The organism is Rhizobacter sp. AJA081-3, assembly GCF_017795745.1.
Lineage (GTDB): Bacteria > Pseudomonadota > Gammaproteobacteria > Burkholderiales > Burkholderiaceae_C > Piscinibacter.
This window is the reverse complement of the sequence record NZ_CP059067.1, coordinates 2,674,470-2,691,401: the sequence shown is the minus strand read 5'-3', so window position 1 is coordinate 2,691,401 and position 16,932 is coordinate 2,674,470. Positions and strand designations below refer to the sequence as shown.

Annotated in this window: 16 protein-coding genes; 7 read left to right on the top strand and 9 right to left on the bottom strand. The window is 68.7% G+C overall.

Annotation, left to right across the window (positions count from 1 at the left end; genetic code table 11):
- Window positions 1-52 precede the first annotated feature (52 nt).
- From HZ992_RS12740 to HZ992_RS12700, 9 genes are all read right to left on the bottom strand, one after another.
- Window positions 53-1,045: a substrate-binding domain-containing protein gene (locus HZ992_RS12740; RefSeq protein WP_209386987.1), complete on the bottom strand. Its 993-nt coding sequence runs from the start codon at window positions 1,043-1,045 to the stop codon at window positions 53-55.
- A 60-nt stretch (window positions 1,046-1,105) separates the two neighbouring features.
- Window positions 1,106-2,218 (bottom strand): ABC transporter ATP-binding protein, encoded by a 1,113-nt coding sequence (locus tag HZ992_RS12735; RefSeq protein WP_209386986.1) that lies wholly within the window; start codon window positions 2,216-2,218, stop codon window positions 1,106-1,108.
- Between the two features lie 4 nt (window positions 2,219-2,222).
- The gene (locus tag HZ992_RS12730) at window positions 2,223-3,134 is read right to left on the bottom strand and encodes a carbohydrate ABC transporter permease (protein ID WP_209386985.1); all 912 of its coding nucleotides are present in this window, start codon (window positions 3,132-3,134) and stop codon (window positions 2,223-2,225) included.
- Window positions 3,127-4,008 (bottom strand): carbohydrate ABC transporter permease, encoded by an 882-nt coding sequence (locus HZ992_RS12725; protein WP_371816827.1) that lies wholly within the window; start codon window positions 4,006-4,008, stop codon window positions 3,127-3,129. Before HZ992_RS12725 ends, HZ992_RS12730 begins: the two co-directional genes overlap by 8 nt.
- Window positions 4,008-5,276 (bottom strand): ABC transporter substrate-binding protein, encoded by a 1,269-nt coding sequence (locus HZ992_RS12720; RefSeq protein ID WP_245213452.1) that lies wholly within the window; start codon window positions 5,274-5,276, stop codon window positions 4,008-4,010. The genes HZ992_RS12725 and HZ992_RS12720 overlap by 1 nt, the downstream gene beginning before the upstream one ends.
- Window positions 5,277-5,456: 180 nt before the next feature.
- Window positions 5,457-6,515 carry an ATP-binding protein gene (locus HZ992_RS12715; RefSeq protein ID WP_209386984.1) on the bottom strand — a complete coding sequence of 353 codons (1,059 nt, stop codon included), beginning with the start codon at window positions 6,513-6,515 and terminating at the stop codon, window positions 5,457-5,459.
- A 7-nt stretch (window positions 6,516-6,522) separates the two neighbouring features.
- The gene (locus HZ992_RS12710) at window positions 6,523-7,275 is read right to left on the bottom strand and encodes a response regulator (protein ID WP_209386983.1); all 753 of its coding nucleotides are present in this window, start codon (window positions 7,273-7,275) and stop codon (window positions 6,523-6,525) included.
- 33 nt (window positions 7,276-7,308) lie between these two features.
- Window positions 7,309-8,310 carry a Gfo/Idh/MocA family protein gene (locus HZ992_RS12705; protein ID WP_209386982.1) on the bottom strand — a complete coding sequence of 334 codons (1,002 nt, stop codon included), beginning with the start codon at window positions 8,308-8,310 and terminating at the stop codon, window positions 7,309-7,311.
- A gap of 180 nt (window positions 8,311-8,490) precedes the next feature.
- Complete coding sequence (locus HZ992_RS12700) at window positions 8,491-9,183, bottom strand: FadR/GntR family transcriptional regulator (RefSeq protein WP_209386981.1); 693 nt, start codon at window positions 9,181-9,183, stop codon at window positions 8,491-8,493.
- 98 nt (window positions 9,184-9,281) lie between these two features.
- On the opposite strand from HZ992_RS12700, the gene HZ992_RS12695 reads away from it, so the two are divergent.
- From HZ992_RS12695 to HZ992_RS12665, 7 genes are all read left to right on the top strand, one after another.
- The gene (locus HZ992_RS12695; protein ID WP_245213451.1) at window positions 9,282-10,838 is read left to right on the top strand and encodes a sugar ABC transporter ATP-binding protein; all 1,557 of its coding nucleotides are present in this window, start codon (window positions 9,282-9,284) and stop codon (window positions 10,836-10,838) included.
- Window positions 10,835-11,818, top strand: a complete 984-nt coding sequence (locus HZ992_RS12690) for an ABC transporter permease (RefSeq protein ID WP_209386979.1) — start codon at window positions 10,835-10,837, stop codon at window positions 11,816-11,818. The genes HZ992_RS12695 and HZ992_RS12690 overlap by 4 nt, the downstream gene beginning before the upstream one ends.
- A gap of 65 nt (window positions 11,819-11,883) precedes the next feature.
- Complete coding sequence (locus HZ992_RS12685) at window positions 11,884-12,828, top strand: ABC transporter substrate-binding protein (RefSeq protein WP_209386978.1); 945 nt, start codon at window positions 11,884-11,886, stop codon at window positions 12,826-12,828.
- Window positions 12,829-12,867: 39 nt separating this feature from the next.
- Complete coding sequence (locus HZ992_RS12680) at window positions 12,868-13,878, top strand: aldo/keto reductase (RefSeq protein WP_209386977.1); 1,011 nt, start codon at window positions 12,868-12,870, stop codon at window positions 13,876-13,878.
- Between the two features lie 10 nt (window positions 13,879-13,888).
- Complete coding sequence (locus HZ992_RS12675) at window positions 13,889-14,755, top strand: amidohydrolase family protein (RefSeq protein WP_209386976.1); 867 nt, start codon at window positions 13,889-13,891, stop codon at window positions 14,753-14,755.
- Entirely contained in the window at window positions 14,749-15,759 is a 1,011-nt protein-coding gene (locus HZ992_RS12670; RefSeq protein WP_209386975.1) for a zinc-binding alcohol dehydrogenase family protein, read from the top strand. The genes HZ992_RS12675 and HZ992_RS12670 overlap by 7 nt, the downstream gene beginning before the upstream one ends.
- Window positions 15,753-16,898 carry a mannitol dehydrogenase family protein gene (locus tag HZ992_RS12665; RefSeq protein ID WP_209386974.1) on the top strand — a complete coding sequence of 382 codons (1,146 nt, stop codon included), beginning with the start codon at window positions 15,753-15,755 and terminating at the stop codon, window positions 16,896-16,898. Before HZ992_RS12670 ends, HZ992_RS12665 begins: the two co-directional genes overlap by 7 nt.
- Window positions 16,899-16,932 lie beyond the last annotated feature (34 nt).

Sequence of the window (16,932 nt, the reverse complement as noted above, 5' to 3'; positions counted from 1 at the left end):
GGTTCGGTCGGACAGGCCGCCGGGGTGCCCGCAGGCGCCCTGGACTGCGGCGTCACTTCGCGGGGCACTTGCCCAGGTTGGAGGCCGTGCACTCGTCCAGGCCGGTGTACAGCGGGTCGGCCACCTGCTTGCCGTTGATCAGGTCGATCAGCACCGCCGGCGCGCGCAGCCCCATCTCGAACGGGCGCTGGCCGATCTGCCCATGGCTGCGGCCGGCCTTCAGTGCGTCGAGCTGCGGCGGCAGCGTGTCGCCGGCGATGATCACCAGCTCCTTGGACTTCAGGCGCGGCATCACCTGGTCGGTCACCTGCGCATAGGCCTGCGGGCCGAACTGTGCCCAGCCGCCGATCAGGATGAAGGCGTCGAGCTTCGGGTTCTTGGTGAACACGTCGGCCATCTGCTGGTTGGCCAGGTCGATCTGGTCGTTGGTGAACACCGGGCAGCCGGCGATCTCGGTCCAGCCGCCTTCGCCCTTGAGCCGGTCGATGCCCTTCTTGCCGCTGATCGTGTCGCGGAAGCCGGCGGCACGCGCGTTGATGTTGTCGGCCGCCACGTTGCCCAGCTGCAGGCAGACGCTGCCGCCCTTGGGCTTGTGCTGCTTCAGGTGCCCGGCCATCAGCACGCCCATGTCGTAGTTGTTGGTGCCCAGGTAGGTCTTGCGCAGCGCGCGGTCGGCGGCGGCGAGATCGGCGTCGATCGTCATGATCGGCATCTTCGGCTTCTTGGCCTTGAGCATGTTGGCCATCGCCGGTGCGTTGGACGGCGAGATGGCGATGCCGGCCACGCCCTTGTTGATCAGGTCCTCGACGATCTGCACCTCGCCGGCCTCGTCGGCACTCGAGGCCGGGCCGGTGTAGAGGCAGGTGTACTCGGAGCTCGGGTTCTGCTTGTTCCACAGTGCGCAGCCGTCGCCCAGCACGGTGAAGAAGGGGTTGTCCAGCCCCTTGACCACCACCGCCAGCGTCTTCTTCTGCGCCCATCCCGGCGTAGCTGCCGCGAGAGCCAGCAGTGCAACGCCCGTCATCTTCCACATCGTCGTCTTCATCTCAGTCTCCTCTTCTCACGTGGTTTGGCATGCGGCGAAGTCCTCATGCCTTGGGAAATCTCAGATGCGCTGGCCGGTGCGCGGATCGAACAGGCTGGTGCGCGCCGCGTCGACCTCCAGGCGCAGGACGTCGCCCGGTCGCACCGAGGTGTGTGCGTCGATGCGGGCCACCATGTCGACGGCGCCCAGCGTGAAGAACACCATCGTGTCGGTGCCGGTCGGCTCGACCACGTCGATGCGGCAGTCCAGCACGGCGCGCTCTGCCGTGGCGGCGGCGCCAGGGCGTGGCGCAGTCAGATGCTCCGGCCGCACGCCGAACACCACGTCGCGCCCCAGCCAGTCGGCATAACGCTGCGGCGCCTGCGGCAGCGGCACGTACAGCGCCGGCTGGCCCAGCCGCGGCAGGTGGACGCCGAGCCCGCCGTCCTGCTGCACCAGCGTGGCGGGCGCGAAGTTCATCGGCGGCGAGCCCATGAAGTCGGCCACGAACATGTTGGCCGGCGACTCGAACACGGTGCGCGGGTCGGCACATTGCTGGAGCACGCCGTCGCGCATCACCGCGATGCGCGTGGCCAGGGTCATCGCCTCGATCTGGTCGTGCGTCACGTAGACGGCCGAGGTTCCCAGGCGCTGGTGCAGTCGCTTGATCTCGGTGCGCATCTCCAGGCGCAGCTTGGCGTCAAGGTTCGACAGCGGTTCGTCGAACAGGAAGATCGACGGGTCGCGCACCATGGCCCGCCCCATCGCGACACGCTGCCGCTGGCCGCCGGAGAGCTGGGCGGGCTTGCGCTCGAGCAGCGGCTCGATCTGCAGGATCGCCGCCACCTTGCGCAGCGCCTGCTCGCGCACCTCGCGCGGCACGCCGCGCGCGCGCAGCCCGAAAGTGATGTTGCGCTCGACCGTCATGTTCGGATAGAGCGCATACGACTGGAACACCATCGCGATGTCGCGGTCCTTCGGGTGCACCTCGTTGACGCGCCGTGCGTCGATGCGGATCTCGCCGCTGCTGGTGTGCTCCAGTCCGGCGATCAGATTCAGCAGCGTGCTCTTGCCGCAGCCCGAGGGGCCGACCAGCACCAGGAACTCGCCGTCGCCGACGCGCAGCGACACCTTGCGCACCGCCTCCGCGCGGCCATAGCTCTTGGACACATCGATGAGCTCGAGCGACGCCACGTGGTCAGCCTTTCACCGCGCCCGCGGTCAGCCCGCGCACGAAGTACTTGCCCGCCAGCAGGAACACCAGCAGGGTGGGCAGCCCGGTGATGATGGCCGCGGCCATCTCGACGTCGTAGCGCTTGGTGGCCTGCGAGGTCTTGACGAGGTTGCCCAGAGCGACGGTGGCCGTCTGGCCGGCGCCGTTGGTCAGCGTCACGGCGAACAGGAAGTCGTTCCAGATCTGCGTGAACTGCCAGATCAGCGTGACCACGATGGTCGGCAGCGACAGCGGCAGCATGATGTGCCAGAAGATGGCGAAGAAGCCGGCGCCGTCGATCGTCGCCGCCCGCACCAGCTCGCGCGGCACGGTGACGTAGAAGTTGCGGAAGAACAGCGTCGTGAAGCCCAGGCCGTAGACGATGTAGGTCAGCGCCAGTCCGGTCCCCGTGCTGGCCAGGCCGAGCGCGCCGAGCAGCTGCGCCAACGGCAGGATGATCGCCTGGAAGGGGATGAAGCAGCTGAACAGCAGCAGGCCGAACAGCAGGTTCGAGCCCGGGAAGCGCCACGCGGCCAGCGCGTAGCCGTTGATCGCGCCGATCAGCGTGGAGATCAGCACCGCCGGCACCACCACCACCAGCGAGTTGACGAAGTAGGGCCGCATGCCGCCGCAGCTGACGCTGATGCAGACCTCGCTCCAGGCATGGCGCCAGGTGTCGAGCTGCGCGGCGTGCGGCAGCGCAAAGATTGAGGCCTCGCGGAGTTCCTCGGCCGACTTCAGCGAGGTGGCGATCATCACGTACAACGGCGCGAGGTAGTACAGCGCGAACAGCGTCAGCACCGCATAGAGCAGCACGCGGCCGATGCGCAGCTTTCGCTGCGCGGCGATGGCCGGTGCCCAGCGGCCGTCGCGCAGTTCGAGTGCGGCCTCAGCCATGGGCGCTCCTGGCCGGGCGCAGCTCGGAGTACAGGTAGGGCACGATGATCGCCATCACCGTGCACAGCATCATCATCGCGGTGGCCGAGCCGACCGCGATGTTGTTGCGCTGGAAGCTCATCGAGTACATGAAGATCGCCGGCAGGTCGGTGGCGTAGCCGGGGCCGCCGTTGGTCATCGCGACGACGAGGTCGAAGCTCTTCACGGCCAGGTGGGTGAGCACGATCACGGCCGAGAAGAACGCCGGCCGGATCGACGGCAGCACGATGCCCCAGTAGATCTGCAGCGTACTGGCGCCGTCCATGAACGCGGCCTTGACCACGTCCTGGTCGACGCCGCGCAGCGCGGCCAGGAAGATCGCCAGCACCAGGCCCGAGCTCTGCCACACGCCGGCGATGACGATGGTGTAGATGGCCAGGTCCGGGTCGACGATCCAGCCGAAGCGGAAGCTCTCCCAGCCGAGCTGGTGCATGCCACGCTCCAGCCCGATGCCGGGGTTGAGCAGCCACTTCCACACCGTGCCGGTGACGATGAAGCTCAGCGCCATCGGGTACAGGTAGACCGTCCGCAGCAGGCCTTCGGCACGGATGCGCTGGTCGAGCAGGATGGCCAGCATCAGCCCGGTGACCAGGCCGAGCCCGACGAACAGGCTGCCGAAGATCAGCAGGTTGACGATGGAGACGTTCCAGCGCTCCATCTCCCACAGCCGCGTGTACGCGTCGAAGCCGATCAGTTCGTACACCGGCATCATTCGCGAGCCGGTGAACGACATGTAGGCCGTCCAGGCGATGAAGCCGTAGACGAACACCAGCGTGGCCGCAGCCGTGGGCGCCAGGATCAGCGCCGACAGGTGCCGGCCGAGGGCCGCTCGGATCACTCGCGCGCCTGCTTGATGGACCTGGCGAGCAGCTGCACCGCCTCGTCCGACGAGATCGACGAGTTGAAGTGCTTGGTCGCCACGTCGGTCATCGCGCCGCGCACCGCGCTGGCCACCGCCATGTCGTGGATCGCCGAGGGATTGAAGCCGCCGCCCTTGATCGACTTGTCCATCTGGTCGCGTGCGGCCAGGGCGCAGGCGTCGAACTTGTCGAGCTTCATGTCGTTGCGCACCGGGATCGAGCCCTTGGCCAGGTTGAAGTTCTCCTGGAACCGCGGCTCCATCATCAGCTTGCCGAACAGCTTCTGGCCGGCCAGCACGTCGGGGTTCTTCGACTTGAACATCGCGAAGCTGTCGACGATGAACAGGAAACTGCCGCCGCCGTGGCCGGGCGGGTTGGCGCAGACGTAGTCGCGGCCGGGCAGCTTGCCGGCGGCGCTCATGTCGCCCTTGACCCAGTCGCCCATCAGCTGGAAGCCGGCCTGGCCGTTGATGATCATGTTGGTCGCGACGTTCCAGTCGCGACCGGAGAAGTTCGCATCGACGTAGCCGCGCAGCTTGCGCATGCGGTCGAACACCTGCTTCATCGTCGGGCCGGTGAGCGCGGCGTTGTCGAGTTCGACCAGCGCCTTGCGGTGGAACGCGGGCCCACCGACGCTGGCCACGACGATCTCGAACAGCGAGGCGTCCTGCCAGGCCTGCCCGCCATGGGCCAGCGGCGTGATGCCGGCGGCCTTGAGCTTGTCGGCCGCGGCGTCGAACTCCTCCCACGTCGCCGGCATCCTGATGCCGACCTTGCTCAGCACCGCCGGGTTGGCGTACATCCAGTCGAGGCGGTGGATGTTCACCGGCGCGGCAACCCACTGGCCCTTGTACTTCATGGTGTCGGAGACCAGCTTCGGCAGCGCCTGCTCCCAGCGGCCGGCGGTGGCGACGTCGTCGATCGGCTGCAGCACGCCGAGCGCACCCCACTCCTGGATAAGCGGCCCCTTGAGCTGCACCGACGAGGGTGCGTCGCCGCCCATCACGCGCGTGCGCAGCTTGGCGAGTGCGTCCTCGCTGTTGCCGCCACCCACTGGCGTATCGACCCACTTGCCCCCCTGGGCCTCGAGGTCGTCCTTGAGCGACTTCATGCCCTTGGCCTGCCCGCCCGAGGTCATGAAGTGGAGCACCTCCACGGTGGGCGGCCCGGCCAGGGCGGGCAGGGCGCTCAACGCCCCGGTGGCCAGCGCCAGGCAGGTGATGCTGAGTCGGATGTGGTGCACGGCGTGTCTCCTCGTCGTTGGTCCGCGGCGCGATGCTGGCAGCGCGCGCGTGCGCCGTGCGGCTGGCGACGTAACGCTGGTCGAGCGCCAGAGCGCATCGCTACGCAGCGATACAAATGTCGCGGCGCAGCATGGCGCATCAGATCGATCCGCGCGTCGAACTTCGAACGCAGTCCCGCGTCAGACTTCGCGCGGCAGCTCCAGCGTGGCGAGCAGGCCGCCCTCGGCGCGGTTGCACAACTCGATGCGTCCTCGGTGCGCGTCGGCCACCGTCTTGACGATCGCCAGCCCCAGGCCCATGCCGCCGGTACTGCGTTGGCGCGACGACTCGATGCGGTAGAAGGGCAGCAGCACCTTGTCGATCTCCGCCAAGGGGATGCCGGGGCCGCGGTCGAGCACGCCGATGCGCACGTGCTTCGCGTCCGCGTCCAGTTGCACATCGGCGCGGAACCCGTACTTCAGCGCGTTGTCGATCAGGTTGTTGACGGCACGGCGCAGCGCGTTCGGCCGGCACTGCAGGCGCACCCGGCGCTCGCTGGCGAAGCTCAGCTCCTGGCCGGCGGCGGCGAACAGCGTGGGCACGCTGCGAAAACGCAGCGGGGGCGGTTCGGCGAAGGCGACCGGCTGCCCGACATCGGCATAGTCGTCGCACACGGCCTGCAGCAGCGCGCTCAGGTCGACCAGCTTGCGCGGCTCCCCGCGCACGTCGTCGGCCAGGAAGGTCATCGCCTCGGTCAGCATCGCATCCATTTCGTCCAGGTCGCGCAGCATCAACCGTTGCAGATCGGCATCCTCGCGCACGAACTCGACGCGCAGACGCAGGCGTGTGGCGGGAGTGCGCAAGTCGTGCGAGATCGCGGCCAGCATGCGCTTCTGATCATCCAGCAGGTCGGCGATGCGCTCGCGCTGGCGGTTGAAGGCCTGCGCCATCGCGCGCGCTTCCAGCGGGCCGCGTTCGGGCAGCGGGCCGCCGGGGTCTTCGACGCCCTGTTGCTCGATCACGCGGGCCATCTCCCGAACCGGCTCGATCAGGCGGGCGACGGCCCAGTCGGCGAGCACGAGAATGGCTGCAGCGCCAAGCAACAGCGACACGCCGGCACCGAAGCTGCGCTGCAGCGGCCCGGCGAGCCAGTCGGTCAGTACCAGCAGCATCACCACGGCGCTGGCGATGCACCACAGCAGCCGCGCCCTCAGGCTGCGGGGCGCCCAGCACGCAAGAGCCTCCGGCCAGCGCCGCATCGCGGGCTCAAAGGGCGAGTGTGTCCGCCGCCGCGTCGGCCGGGCGGCGGGTCACCTCGGCGCAGAACTGGTAGCCCTCGCCGCGGATGGTCTTGATCAGCGTCGGCTCCTTGCGGCTGTCCTCGAGCTTGCGGCGCAGTCGCGACACCAGGATGTCGATGCTGCGATCGAAAGGCGAGCAGTCCTGGCCGCGCACGGTGTCGGCGAGGCGGTCGCGGCTCAGCGCGCAGCGAGGGTGGCTGAGGAAGGCGAGCAGCAGCGAGAACTCGCGCGCCGACAGCGTGACCAGCGTGCCGTCCGGCGACTGAAGGTCGCGCGCCCCCGCATCCAACTGCCATCCCGCGAAGCCATAGACGAAGCGCGTCTCCTGCGGCCGCTCGATCGGCCGCGCCCGGGCGCGGCGCAGGATGGTACGGATGCGCGCCACCAGTTCGCGCGGATTGAAGGGTTTGACCAGGTAGTCGTCTGCGCCCAGTTCCAGCCCGACGATGCGATCCGACTCCTCGCGCAGCGCGGTCAGCAGGATGATCGGCATCTCGCTGCGATGACGCAGTTCGCGGCACAGCGCGAAGCCGTCCTGGCCGGGCATCAGCACGTCGAGCACGATCAGGTCGACGTGCCACTCGTTGAGCGCCGCGGCCATCTCGCGCCCGTTGCCGGCAACCGTGACGAGAAAGCCGTAGTCCTGCAACAGCGTCTTGGTCAGGCGCCGGATCTCGACGTCGTCGTCGACGATCAGGATGCGTGGGATGCGGTCCATGTCGGCCTGCGCATGGTGGGTGTCGGCCCGCGGCTAGGCCACGGCTTCCCAGCGCTCGCTGCGCTCGGAGCGCCACAGCGCATCGATGACGCGCAGCTGCGCGATCGCGTCATCCAGACCCCAGTGGGGCCCGGTCTCGCCGCGCACCAGGCGCGAAAAGGCCTCGGCCTCGAGCTGGTACTGGTCGGCAGCAGGCAGTGTCTCGAGGTGGACGCTGCTGCCGTCGAGGGCACCTGTTTCGTCCACCGCGACGGACATCGAGCCGCCGCGCGGCGCATTGAACGGGATGCGCAGTTCGAGGCGGCCGCGGGTGCCGACCACCTGCACCTGCTGGAAGGGGCAGCTCTGCGTCGAGACGGTGAAGCCCAGCTGTCGGCCATCGCCGAAGTCGAGCAGGGCACTGGTCGTGCGGTCGGTGCCGAGCGCGGGGTCGCGGTCCACCAGCGCCACCACGCGCCGCGGTTCGGCCTCGAACAGGTAGCGCCCGCTGAGGATGGCATAACAGCCGATGTCGTAGAGCGCGCCGCCGCCGATGGACGGCTGGTTGCGGATGTTCGCCGGATCGGCGTTGAAGTAGGAGAAGAACACTTGCACGGCCCGCGGCGTGCCGATGCACCCGCTGCGCACCAGTTCGCGCACGCGCTGCCACTGCGGGTGGTGGCGCACCATGAACGCCTCCTCGATGCGCACGTGCCTCGCCGCTTCGCGCAACGACTCCGCTTCTTCCACGCTCAACGCGATCGGCTTTTCGCACAGGACGTGCTTGCCGGCTGCGGCGGCCCGCAGTGTCAGCGGCACGTGCAGGTGGTTGGGCAGCGGGTTGTAGACCGCTTCGATCTCGGGATCGGCGAGCAACGCCTCGTACGAGCCGTAGGCGAGCGGGATTCCCAGCGCCTGGGCCGCGGCCTGGGCCGCCGGCAGCGAGCGCGAAGCGATCGCGCGAAGCTCGATCAAGGGGCTGGCTTTCATGGCCGGCAGCACCTGATCGATGCCGATCCGGGCCGTGCTCAGGACGCCCCACACCACCTTCTTCATGACCGACTCCTTCGCACGCGCCTGGCGCGGCGTGCTACTTGGATTGGCGACATGGCTCCGATGAGGTACGCACCTCATTTATTATGCTAGCACGGCCACGCACTTTTCGACAGTGAGTGAGGGACGCCCCGCATGCGGCTGCGGGCGACGGACTGGCCGCCGCCTGCCGCGGCTCGAGGCTCAGCCGCCGACCCAGCGTTGTTCCGACGCCTTCAGGTGCGAGCGCATGGCGGCCTCCGCTGCGAGCGGGTCGTGCGCCTCCAACGCGTGCAGGATCGCCTCGTGTTCCTTCAGCGCCGCATTCCAGGTGCGCATGTTCTCGTAGCGGGAACGCAGCTTGGTGGAAATCGGGCTGTGCCTGTCGTCGAAGAGCTCCACGACCAGGCGCTGCATCACCGAGTTGCCGCTCATCTCGGCGATCGTAAGGTGGAACTGGCGGTCGAACTCGAGCGGTGTGCGCCGCCGGGCGATCTCCTGGCGCATGCCATCGACGCAGGCGCGCAGATTGGCCAACGCCGCGGGCGTGCTTCGCGCGCAGGCCAGCACCACCACCGTGCCCTCCATTGCCGCGCGTGCCTGCATCAGCTCTGTCGGGCTCTCGCCCAATGCCGCCGTCGTGCGCGTGCTGCGCTCGGGTGGGCTGTTGACGTAGACGCCGGAGCCGCTGCGGATCTCGACCGATCCCTCCACGTCGAGCGCGATCAGCGCTTCGCGAAGTGAAGGGCGCGAGACGCCCAGCTGCTGCGCGAGCTCGCGTTCCGGGGGCAGGCGGTCGCCGATGTCGAAGCCGCCGCGTTCGATGAGATCGCGAATCTGGTCGGCGATCTGCTGGTAAAGGCGTCGCGTTTCGACCTGTTTGAACTGCACGGACATGACGGGCTGCACCGGAAGAAGTCGTGGCCATGATAGCCCTGGCATCAGGGAATATCCCAGCACGACATGGACAGGTGGTAAGGCCAAATGAACGAATGATGGTCAAGTGGCCTTACCAACAATCCGACATCCGCGAGCCGATGCCGGCGCCGCCGCTGGTGCTGGCATTGACCGGCATCACGAAGCGATTTCTCGGCGTCACTGCACTCGACGACGTGTGCTTCGACCTGCGCCGCGGCGAGGTGCACGCGCTGTGCGGCGAGAACGGTGCAGGCAAGTCCACGCTGATGAAGATCCTCAGCGGCCAGCTGCAGCCCGATGCCGGCGAGATCGTCTACAAGGGCGCGCCGGTGCGCTTCGCATCGACGCCGCAGGCGCAGGCCGCGGGCATCGCGATGATCCACCAGGAGCTGAACCTGGTGCCGCATCTGTCGGTCGCCGAGAACATCTTCCTGGCGCGCGAGCCGCGGCGCGGGCCGTTCATCGATCGCCGGCGGCTGCACGCCGATGCGCGGCACTGCCTGGATCGGCTGGGCGTCGACATCGCCCCGCAGGCGATCGTGCGCACACTCTCGGTCGCGCAGCGGCAGATGGTCGAGATCGCCAAGGCGCTGTCGATCGACGCCGAGGTGCTCATCATGGACGAGCCGACCTCGTCGCTCACCGAATCGGAGACGGAGCTCCTCTTCCAGGTGATCGCCGACCTGCGGCGTGCCGGTGTCGCGCTGGTCTACATCTCGCACCGGCTCGACGAGATGGTGCGCATCGTCGACCGCGTCACCGTGCTGCGCGACGGGCGCCACGTCAGCACGGGCGACTTCGCGGCCACCAGCGTCGACGAGGTGGTCGAGCGCATGGTGGGCCGGGCGCTGGACGATAAATTCCCGCCGCCCACGCGCAGGCCGTCTTCCGAGGTGCTGCTGTCGGTGCGTGGTCTGGCCCGCCAAGGTGTGTTCTCGGACATCGGCTTCGATCTGCGGCGCGGCGAGATCCTCGGTTTCGCCGGGCTGATGGGCGCCGGCCGCACCGAGGTGGCCCGCGCCGTGTTCGGCGCCGACCTGCCCGATGCCGGCACGGTGCGGCTGGGTGAGCAGACGCTGCAGATCCGCTCGCCGCGCGACGCGATCCGCCACGGCATCGCCTACCTGTCGGAAGACCGCAAGGGCCACGGCCTGGCGCTGAACATGACGGTGGCGCACAACGTCAGCCTCGCGAACATGGCCGGCGTGGCCAATGCGCTCGGCTTCATCCGCTTCGAGCGCGAAGCCTCGGTCGCGCAGCGCTACATCGACTCGCTGGCGATCCGCACGCCCTCGACGCGACAGGCGGTGCGACTGCTCTCTGGCGGCAACCAGCAGAAGGTGGTGATCGCCAAGTGGCTGTTCCGCGATTCGCGCGTGCTGTTCTTCGACGAGCCGACCCGCGGCATCGACGTGGGCGCCAAGTACGCGATCTACAAGCTGCTCGACGAACTCGCCGCGCAGGGCATCGGCGTCGTGCTCATCAGCTCCGAACTGCCCGAGATCCTCGGCATGACCGACCGCGTGGCCGTGTTCCACGCCGGCCGCTTGAGCACGGTGCTCGACACCCGCCACACCGACCAGGAAGAAGTCATGCAGCACGCCTCCGGGCTGGCCGCCGCCGAGACAACATGAACGACAAGCAGAAGGACCTGTTCCAGAAGTTCGCGGCGCTGGCCAGCCTGTTCGGGCTGACGATCGTGTTCGCCTTCGTCAGCGACGCCTTCCTGACGGTGGGCAACGGCATGACGGTGGCGCTGCAGGTGACCTCGATCGCCTACCTCGGCATCGGCGCCACCTGCGTGATCATCACCGGCGGCATCGACCTGTCGGTGGGCGCGATCCTCGCGCTGTCGGGCGTCGTTGCGGCACTGGCCGTGAAGGCGGGCGCGCCGGTGCCCGCCGGCATGCTGGCCGGCGTGCTCGTCGGCGCCTTGTGCGGTGCGGTCAACGGCGTCGCGGTCACCTGGCTGCGCCTGCCTCCCTTCATCGCCACGCTGGGCATGATGCTGGTGGCGCGCGGCGTCGCGCTGCAGATCACCGACGCGAAGGCCATCGGCGGCCTGGGCGACAGCTTTGCCGAGATCGGCAACGGATCGCTGTGGCGCGTGGCGACGGTGGGGGCGGACGGCTTCCCCGACGTCAGCTTTCCCGGCATTCCCTACCCCGTGCTGCTGATGGTGCTGCTGGCCGTCGCCGTCGCGGTGATGCTCAACCGCACGACGCTGGGCCGGCACCTCTACGCGATCGGCTCGAACAGCGAGGCGGCGCGACTGTCCGGTGTGAACGTGCGCGGCGTGACACTGTTCGCCTACATCCTTTCGGGCACGCTGGCCGGGCTGACCGGCTGCGTGCTCGCCTCGCGCCTGGTCACCGCCCAGCCCAGCGAGGGCCTGATGTACGAACTCGACGCCATCGCCGCCGCGGTGATCGGCGGCACCTCGCTGTCGGGCGGCGTGGGCACGATCTCGGGCACCGTCATCGGTGCCTTCGTGATCGGCATCCTGCGCAACGGTTTGAACATGGGCGGCGTGTCCGCCTTCACCCAGCAGATCGTCATCGGCCTGGTCATCCTGCTGACCGTGTGGATCGACCAGATGCGCCATCGACGATGAATCCCCGCCGGCGGGACCGGCCGGCAGCCTCGAAGCGAGACAACCCTTTCCAACGAAGGATAGCCATGAAGACTCTGCTCACCACCCTGTGCGCCGCCACGCTGGCGCTGTCCACCCTCCCGGCCTCGGCGGCCGACAAGGAGATCGCGGTCATCGTCAAGACCGTCAACTCCGACTTCTGGCAGAACGTCAAGAAAGGCGCGAACGACGGCGCCGCCAAGCTCAAGGGCTACACCGCCACCTTCCAGGGCGCGGCCTCCGACACCGACCTGGCCGGCCAGGTGGCGCTGGTCGAGAACGCGGTGAACCGCAAGGTGGCCGGCATCGTGCTCGCGCCGTCCGACCCGGATGCGCTGATCCCGGCGATGAAAAAGGCCTGGGAGGCCAAGATCCCGGTCATCCTGATCGACTCGGCCGCGTCCGACGCGGGCAAGAACTACTACCAGTCCTTCCTGGCCACCGACAACAAGAAGGCCGGTGAGCTGTGCGCGCAGGCGCTGATCGACAAGATCGGCAAGGAAGGCAAGATCGCCATCATGTCCTTCACCGCCGGCTCGGGCTCGGAGATCGGCCGCGTTGGCGGCTTCCGGAAGTACATCGAGACCCATTCCAAGCTGAAGATCGTCGGCACCTTCTACTCGAACTCGCAGATGGGCACGGCACTGAACCAGACCACCGACGTGCTTGCCGCCAATGCCGACCTGAAGGGCCTGTTCGGCGCCAACGAGCCCACGGCGATCGGCATGGGCCGCGCGCTGGTGCAGTCGGGCAAGGCCGGCAAGGTGGCTGCGATCGGCTTCGACGGCAACGGTGACCTGCAGGCCTTCGTCAAGGACGGCACCATCGAGGCGATCGCTGTGCAGAGCGCCTACATGATGGGCCACCTTGGCGTGACGACCGTCGCCGACGTGGTTGCGGGCAAGAAGGTGCCGAAGTTCCTCGACACCGGCGTGGTCATGGTGACCAAGAAGAACATCGACAAGCCCGAGGCGAAGAACGTTCTCTACTGAGACCACTGAGACAGCGCTTTCGCCGGCCACGCTGCAACGATGAAGATCACCGACAGGCGGCCGCTGCCGCGCACCGGGCTCGCCCTGCCGGTGTTCGGCCTCGGCTGTGCGCAGGCGGGCGGGCTGTTCCAGCCGATGTCCGACGCGGACGCCGCGGCGCTCTTCAATTCGGCCTGGGCGCTCGGCGTGCGCCTGTTCGACACCGCGCCGTACTACGGCTACACACGTTCGGAGCGGCGCACCGGCGCGGCGCTGTCGTCGCGGCCGCGCGCGGACTTCCTGCTCAGCACCAAGGTCGGCCGGCTGATGCGGCCGGACGAGAGCGTGCGGCCCGGCGACGACGGCTGGGCCGATCCGCTGCCCTTCCGGCCGCAGTTCGACTACAGCCATGACGGCGTGATGCGTTCCTTCGAGGACAGCCTGCGGCGCCTCGCCCTGGCACGCATCGACCTGCTCCTCGTGCACGACATCGGCCGGCGCACGCATGGCGAGCAGCATGCGCGGCATTGGGATCAGCTCACGCACGGCGGCGGCTTTCGCGCCCTCGAGCGCTTGCGCCACGAGGGCACGGTGAAGGCGATTGGCCTGGGCGTCAACGAATGGCAGGTCGCGCACGCGAGCCTGCAGGCCTTCGACCTGGACTGCGTGATGCTGGCCGGCCGCTACACGCTGCTCGAGCAGGGGGCGCTGGCGCCCTTTCTCGACGACTGCCTGCGCCACGGTGTCGCGGTGCTTGCAGCCGGGCCGTTCAACTCGGGCGTGCTGGCCGGAAGCCCGAGCTTCGACTACGCGCCGGCCGCGGACGAGGTGATGCAGCGCGTCGATGCGATCGAAGCCGTCTGTGCCGAGTTCAATGTGCCCTTGCCCGCGGCGGCGCTCCAGTTCCCGCTCGCGCACCCGGCGGTGGTGTCGTGTGTGGCCGGGGCGCACAGCCCGGACCAGTTGGTGCAGAACGTCCGCTGGTTCGAGACACCCATCCCGGCGGCCTTCTGGCAGGCACTGCAGGCGCGCAGCCTGATCGACGCGCGCGCGCCCTTGCCGCAGCACTGAACGCACGGCCATGCGCATCGACGCCCACCAGCAGTTCTGGCACATCGCCAACCGACAGGGGCGCTGGCCGCCGCCGGCGCTGGCCCCCATGCACCGCGACTTCGTCCCGGACGACCTGCTGCCGGCACTGCAGCGTTGTCACATCGCCGGTACGGTGCTCGTGCAGTCCCTGGCCACGATGTCGGACACCGAATTCATGCTCGAACTCGCCAAGCACCACGACTTCATCCTGGGCGTGGTCGGCTGGATCGACCTGAAGAGCGCCGGCGCCCCCGTCTACATCGCCCATCTGGCACAGCATCCGCAGTTCAAGGGACTGCGGGCCATGCTGCAGGATCTGGCCGACGACCGCTGGATCGACGACCCGGCGCTCGACACCGCCGTGCTGTGCATGATCGATCACGGCCTGAGCTTCGATGCGCTGGTGCTGCAGCGCCAGTTGCCGGCGCTGCGCGACTTCGCGCAGCGGCACCCGGAACTGCCCATCGTGATCGACCACGCGGCCCGTCCGCCGATCGCGCGTGGCGCGCGGCGTGGCTGGCAACGCGAGATCGCCGCGCTGGCACGGCTGCCGAACGTGCACTGCAAGCTCTCCGGCCTGCTCACCGAGGCCGGCCCGGCCTGCTGCGAGCGGCGGCTGCAGCCCTATGTCGAGCATGTGTTCGCCTGTTTCGGCGCCCGGCGACTGATGTGGGGCAGCGACTGGCCGGTGCTGCGCCTGGCTGCCGACTACGACGAGTGGTTCACGATGGCGCGCAGCCTCTGCGCGGACCTGCCCGGCATGCACGACGACGATCTCGACGCGGTGTTCGGCGGCAACGCCCATCGTTTCTACCGGCTGCAGCCCCCTCTCCATCGACAAGGAATGCCATGCTGACCGTGGTCTGCCGCTCTCCGGGATTGCTTCACGCCGAGGACCGTCCCGAACCGGTGCGCGGCGATGCCGACGTGCTGGTGCGCGTCAAGCGCGTCGGCGTGTGCGGCACGGACCTGCACATCTTCACGGGCGACCAACCCTACCTCGAGTACCCGCGCGTGATGGGCCACGAACTGTCGGGCGTGGTCGCCGAAGCGCCAGCGGGCAGCCGGCTGCGGGCTGGCGACCCGGTGTTCGTGATGCCCTATCTGTCATGCGGTCGCTGCGTCGCGTGCCGGTGCGGCAAGACCAACTGCTGCGTGAACATCCAGGTGCTCGGCGTGCATCGGGACGGCGCCTTCACCGAACTGCTGGCCGTGCCGCAGGCCTTCGTGCACAAGGCCGAAGGGGTGAGCCTGGACCAGGCGGCGATGGTCGAGTTCCTCGCCATCGGCGCCCACGCGGTGCGGCGCGGCGAGCTCGCCGCCGGCCAGCGCGTGCTGGTGGTCGGCACCGGCCCGATCGGCATGGCCGCGCTGATCTTCGCCCGCCTGCGCGGCGCGAGGGTCACCGCGCTCGACACGCGCCCGGAGCGCATCGGCTTCTGCGTGCAGTCGCTCGGTGCCGAGGCCGGCGTCGTGGTCGGGCCGGACGACGAGGCGACGCTGTCTGAGTCGAGCGGCGGCGAGTTCTTCGATGTCGTCTTCGACGCCACCGGCAACCGGCATGCGATGGAGCGGGGATTCCGCTTCGTCGCCCACGGCGGCAAGTACGTGCTGGTGTCGATCGTGCGCGACGCGATCAGCTTTTCCGACCCCGAGTTCCACAAGCGTGAGACTACGCTGCTGGGCAGCCGCAATGCGACGATGGAGGACTTCGAGACCGTTCTCGCGGCGATGCGCGCCGGCCAGATCCCCGATGGCGCGCTGAACACGCACCGACTGCAGCTTCACAACGTGCCCACCGACTTCCCCATGCTGCTGGACCCGGCGCAGCAGGTCATCAAGGCCATCGTCGAGTGCTAGCCGCCGCGCCGATCCTGCAGTTCGGCACCGGCCGGTTCCTGCAGGCCCATGTCGACCTGTTCGTTTCGCAGGCGCTGCCGCGCGGGCAGGCGCTGGGGGGCATCGCGGTGGTGCAAAGCACCGACAGCGCGCAAAGCAGCACGCGGCTGGCGGCCCTGGCCGCTGCCCAGGGCTATCCCGTGCACATCCGCGGGTTGCGCAACGGCCGCACGGTCGACGAGGTGCTGCGGGTCTCGTCGGTGCAGTCGGCCTGGCATGCCAGGCGCGAGTGGCCGCGCCTGCTCGACGCGGTGGCCTCGCAGGTCCAGGTGATCGTCTCGAACACCGCCGACAGGGGATACGAGCTCGACCCTGCCGACAGCGCCGACGCGTTGACCGCGACGGCAGGCCCTCCGCGGAGCTTTCCCGCCCGGCTCGTCGTCCTGCTGTGGCATCGGTGGCGGCTGCTGCCCGCCGCGCCGATGACGATCCTTCCCTGCGAACTGGTCGGGCGCAACGGCGACACGCTGCGCGAGATCGTTGCCGGCGTGGCGGGCCGATGGGGAGCGCCGCACGACTTCATGGCCTATCTGCGTGATCACTGCGTGTGGGTCAACTCGCTGGTCGACCGCATCGTTTCGGCCCCGCTGCATCCGGCAGGCGCCATCGCCGAACCGTATGCCTTGTGGGCCATCGAGCGCCATCCGCGCATGGTGCTGCCATGCAGTCACCCCGACATCGTTCTGACGGATGCGCTGGCAGGCTTCGAGCGACTCAAGCTGTGGCTGCTCAACCTGGCGCACAGTTTTCTCGCCGAGCGATGGCTCGTCGATGGCCGGCCGCCCGACGAGACGGTCCTCGACGCGATGCGCGACGACTCGCTGCGTGCGCAACTGGAGGATCTCTGGCACGAGGAGGTGCTGCCCGTCTTCGATGCGCTGGGGGAGGGGGCCGCGGCGCTCGCCTACCTCGCCGATCTGCGCGAGCGCCTGCTCAATCCCTTCCTGGCGCACCGGCTGGCCGACATCGCACAGAACCACACCCGGAAGATGCATCGCCGCTTCTCGCCCGTCATCGAGGCCGCTGCCCGCGCGGGCCTTTCCATCCGTCAGCCGCGTCTGCGTCTCGCGTTGACGAACATCGGCGGCGACGCGGCGTGAGCGGCTGATGTCGGGAGAAGCGCCGGCGAAGCCA